Source organism: Shewanella sp. SG41-4 (genome assembly GCF_014164505.1).
Lineage (GTDB): Bacteria > Pseudomonadota > Gammaproteobacteria > Enterobacterales > Shewanellaceae > Shewanella.
In genome coordinates, this window is sequence record NZ_JACJFI010000275.1 from 1 (window position 1) to 4,975 (window position 4,975).

Consider the following 4,975-nt stretch of genomic DNA (forward strand, 5'->3'; position numbering starts at 1 on the left):
TAAAAATGACTAAACAATTTCATTGTGTCACCGTGGGTAATCCCAATGCAGGTAAATCGACTCTTTTTAATGCACTTACTGGCGCAAGCCAGCAAGTTGGCAATTGGTCGGGTGTTACCGTAGAAAAGAAAACGGGTAAGCTAAATTACTCAGGGACTGATATTTTTCTCACCGATCTCCCTGGCATCTACGATTTATTACCCGCAGGCAATAATTGTGATTGTTCATTAGATGAACAAATTGCTCAGGCTTATCTTTCTAATCAACAGGTGGATGCAATCATCAACCTAGTTGATGCGACAAATGTTGAGCGTCATCTGTATTTAACCACCCAATTGCGCGAGTTGGGCATTCCGATTATTGTGGTTATTAACAAAATTGATGCTGCTAAAAAGCTGGGTATCAACATTAATGTTGATGACATGTCAGCTCGTTTAGGTTGTCCTGTTGTTGCTATTTGCTCACGAAATCAAGCCGATGTAGAACTACTTCAGGCTCAATTATTGTCACTACTGGAACAAGGTGACTCTGCAAAATCACTAATGTTGCAGTATCACACCGATATTGAAGCAAGTGTAACCGCACTGCAGATGCAAAATGATCGCCAAGGTCTAACTGAGCTAAGTCGTGGGCAAGCACTTGCTATTTTAGCCAATAGCCATGGAAATGGCTGTGGAACAAGTGAAGTACAATTACACGACACGGTAAAGCAGTGTACTTTACGGGTCGAGCAAGCCGGCGAAGATATTGATATTCTTATCGCCACAACCCGTTACGATTTTGTACAACAGGTATTTGAAGCATCAGTCACTCAAGGTAAACACATTAGCGCTACAGATAGGCTTGATAAAGTTGTGTTGCATCCGGTGTTGGGTATTCCTATCTTCTTACTTGTTATGTACCTGATGTTTTTATTCAGTATTAACGTGGGTAATTCTTTTATCGATTTCTTCGATATTACCGCTGGTGCTATTTTTGTGGACCATTTTGGTGCTTTGCTATCATCAATGGGATCACCTGATTGGCTAGTGACGATTTTAGCTGGCGGTGTAGGGCAAGGTATCCAAACTGTCGCGACGTTTATTCCTGTTGTCGCAGCATTATTTCTAGCTCTATCAGTGCTTGAAGCATCTGGATATATGGCTCGAGCAGCGTTTGTTGTCGATGGCCTGATGCGCCGTATTGGCTTACCAGGTAAAGCTTTTGTGCCGATGATTGTTGGTTTTGGCTGTTCTGTTCCTGCCATTATGGCTACCAGAACATTAGGCAGTGAGCGTGAGCGTATCGTTACCGGTATGATGGCGCCATTCATGTCTTGTAGTGCTCGTTTGCCAGTTTATGCTTTATTTGCAGCGGCATTTTTCCCTCAATCAGGTCAAAATTTAGTATTTTTACTGTATATAATTGGTATTTTTGCCGCGATTGGCACTGGTTTATTACTGCGTAAAACGGTATTGCCGGGCACAAGCAGTGCTGTTGTTATGGAACTCCCAAGCTACGAAATGCCTAAATCTAAAGCGGTGTTCTCGCGTACAATTAAGCGGACCAAAAGCTTTATTATGGGCGCTGGTAAAACCATTATAATTGTGGTGACGCTACTTAACTTTGTGAATGCAATTGGCACAGATGGATCTTTTGGCCATGAAGACAGTAAAGAGTCATTGCTCAGTGTTGCTAGCCAACAAATCACACCGCTGTTTTCTCCAATGGGTATAGAACAAGACAATTGGGCTGCCACGGTTGGTATTATTACCGGCATTTTTGCTAAAGAAGCCGTAGTCGGTACATTAAACAGTTTATATAGCACCTCAGCAGGTGATGATGAAGAATTATTGTCCATTTGGGACAGTGTTAAAGTCGGCTTAGCGACAATTCCAACAAACTTATTAGGCATTGAACCTGGTGACCCATTATCAATTGCGATAGCAGGTATCACAGATTTAGATGAAGCAGCAATGGAGTTATCTGTTGATACATCTACCTTCAGTGCGCTTCAGACAGGCTTTAAAGGCCAGATAGCCGCATTCTCATACTTGTTGTTCATCTTGCTTTATACGCCTTGTGTGGCAGCAATGGGAGCCTTGGTTCATGAGTTTGGTGCGAAGTGGGCCCGTTTTGCAGCAATTTGGACATTTTCATTAGCTTATGGTTCAGCAACAGTGGTTTACCAAGGGGCTACATTTAATCAGCATCCGGTACAGTCTGCTAGTTGGATCAGTTTCTTTGTCATGGCTTTGGTTGTGTTTTATTTCTGGTTAAATAAGAAAGGTCGTAAAGCACAACAAATTATTCCGGGAATACGTATTATCACGGAATAGATAACTGTCATTATGTTTAATTTACTCATAAACCCAGCTTTGCTGGGTTTATTTGCTTTAACAAGTTAACTTTTTCGGTGCTAGCAGTTGTAACTACATAAGAACTGTAGGATCATCTATTTTTATTCATATTGCCATTGTGCGCCAAGAGGAATTCCATGAGTCATGTGGACACCGAAGTACGTCCAAGTAACTTCATTCGTAATATCATAGACGAAGACCTAAAAAGCGGTAAGCACAGCCAAGTACATACACGTTTTCCACCAGAACCTAACGGGTATTTACATATTGGCCATGCTAAATCTATTTGCTTAAATTTTGGTATTGCAAAAGATTACCAAGGTCAATGTAACTTACGTTTTGATGATACAAACCCTGAAAAAGAAGACATCAATTATGTTAATTCTATTCAGGAAGATGTACGTTGGTTAGGCTTTGAATGGTCTGGCGATATCCGTTATTCATCAAATTATTTTGATCAACTACATCAATATGCAGTTGAGCTAATTACCAAAGGGTTGGCATATGTTTGCTTCTTAAATGGCGAACAAACCAGAGAGTATCGTGGTTCGCTAAAAGAACCGGGTAAAAACAGCCCATATCGTGACACCAGTGTTGAAGAAAACCTCGCGTTATTTGAGAAAATGCGTAAAGGAGAATTCAAAGAAGGTGAATGTGCTCTGCGTGCCAAAATTGATATGGCATCACCTTTCATGTGTATGCGCGACCCGATCATATATCGCATACGTTTTGCTCACCATCATCAAACAGGTGACAAGTGGTGCATTTACCCAATGTACGATTTTACTCATTGTATCTCTGATGCTATTGAGAATATCACTCATTCGATTTGTACTTTAGAGTTTCAAGATAACCGTCGTTTATATGACTGGGTATTAGATCATTTAAATGATTTCCAAGCGCCAAATCGCACTCGTCAATATGAGTTTTCACGCTTAAATCTTGAATACACCTTAATGTCTAAGCGTAAACTAAACGATTTGGTCACTCGCAAACTGGTTGATGGCTGGGACGATCCCCGTATGCCAACTATCGCTGGGTTACGTCGTCGTGGTTACACTTCAGCTTCTATTCGCGAGTTCTGCTTACGTATTGGTGTTACCAAGCAAGAAAACTTAATTGAAGTCGGCATGTTAGATGCGTGTATTCGTGAAGAATTAAACGAACATGCACCTCGTGCCATGGCCGTATTAAGACCTATAAAAGTTATCATTGAAAACTATTCAGATACTGAAACAGAGACCATTATTGCTGCTGCTCATCCAAACAATGAAGCCATGGGAACTCGTGAGCTGACATTTGGACGTGAGTTATTCATTGATGTTGAAGATTTTAAAGAAGAAGCTAATAAGCACTTTAAACGACTTGTTTTAGGTAAAGAAGTCCGTCTACGTAATGCTTATATTATTAAAGCTGAACGTTGTGACAAAGATGCAGATGGTAATATCACTACGGTTTACTGTACTTATGATGCTGATACATTAGGTAAAAACCCTGCAGATGGTCGTAAAGTTAAAGGGGTGATTCATTGGGTTGAAGCATCAACTGCGAAACCGGCTGAGTTTCGCTTGTATGATCGTTTATTTACCAGTGAGAATCCTGCAGCTTTTGAAACTGTCGATGAAGTACTTAATCCTAATTCACTTACAGTCGTGAAGGGACTCGTTGAACCTAGTTTAGTCAATGCACCGGCTGAGAAAGCGTTTCAGTTTGAGCGAGAAGGTTATTTCTGTGCAGACAGTAAAGATTCAAGCGCTGAAAATTTAGTGTTTAACTTAACGGTACCGTTAAGAGATACATTTGCGTAATCAACGTTATGAATAATAAAAAAGGCGCTAAATGCGCCTTTTTTAATATGTTATTTTTAATAATTAATAATCAATCACGAAGCAATTATTGCATCATCGGGCCAAAGCCAATGCTCCACAAAATGACACTTCCGGCCATCAGTGCAACTAATAAGACAAGGCCCGCAGTTACCACTGAACTAGCGTAAATAAAGCCCTTTTCTTCAGGGATATTCATTATAATTGGAACACCTGCATACAGCAGATAAACTGAATAAGACAAACCAATCAATCCGACGATCATAATGAACCATAAAACGGGGTAGAGTGCTGCCAATCCAACCATAAATAAAGGGGTTGCTGTATATGACGCCAATTCGAGAGCTTGAGTATAAGTCGGATCCGCATCAAATGTTTTGCCCATCCAAAAGGCTAAATAAGCTAGAACCATAACGCCAATAATCAAGCCGAAATACATTCCAACTGACATGAACAGTGCGCTTTTTGATGTTAGGAACAACAGTTCTCCTGCTCCGGGATGCCAACCAATATGTGCAGTTGCAAAATAAGCACAAATTGTAGGAATAAGCGCGATAAGCAATACATGACTCAAGCTGCTTTTTAGTGCTTCATGATTTTTTTCAATTGTGTGCCACTCTTGTTTTGGATGAGTGTAAAGTCCCATTAAGTGATTCAATACCATTATAGTTATCCTTGTTTAGCATTTTTGACCTAGCTCGCCAAACAACGACGAACTGACTACAGCTTTTTACCAATCGCCTTAATCAGTCCACATCTACTTATCAACAAGGGAATGGTGTTGGCATAACACTGAGAGGGTTCCATTGC

Annotated in this window: 3 protein-coding genes; 2 read left to right on the forward strand and 1 reads right to left on the reverse strand. The window is 40.5% G+C overall.

Going from position 1 to position 4,975, the window contains the following annotated elements; genetic code table 11:
• The first annotated feature begins 5 nt into the window (after window positions 1–5).
• Window positions 6–2,318, forward strand: coding sequence for a Fe(2+) transporter permease subunit FeoB (gene feoB / locus H5202_RS17935; RefSeq protein WP_182773269.1), 2,313 nt, complete (start codon window positions 6–8; stop codon window positions 2,316–2,318).
• Between the two features lie 158 nt (window positions 2,319–2,476).
• Window positions 2,477–4,147 (forward strand): glutamine--tRNA ligase, encoded by a 1,671-nt coding sequence (glnS, locus tag H5202_RS17940; RefSeq protein ID WP_182773267.1) that lies wholly within the window; start codon window positions 2,477–2,479, stop codon window positions 4,145–4,147.
• Window positions 4,148–4,232: 85 nt separating this feature from the next.
• On the opposite strand, the gene H5202_RS17945 is transcribed toward glnS, so the two are convergent.
• Window positions 4,233–4,829 (reverse strand): Yip1 family protein, encoded by a 597-nt coding sequence (locus H5202_RS17945; RefSeq protein WP_182773268.1) that lies wholly within the window; start codon window positions 4,827–4,829, stop codon window positions 4,233–4,235.
• Window positions 4,830–4,975 lie beyond the last annotated feature (146 nt).

Excerpts from the sequence above, each read along its gene's own strand:
- glnS (WP_182773267.1), top strand. The coding sequence starts at position 2,477 with ATGAGTCATGTGGACACCGAAGTACGTCCAAGTAACTTCATTCGTAAT.
- feoB (WP_182773269.1), top strand. The coding sequence starts at position 6 with ATGACTAAACAATTTCATTGTGTCACCGTGGGTAATCCCAATGCAGGT.
- H5202_RS17945 (WP_182773268.1), bottom strand. The coding sequence starts at position 4,829 with ATGGTATTGAATCACTTAATGGGACTTTACACTCATCCAAAACAAGAG.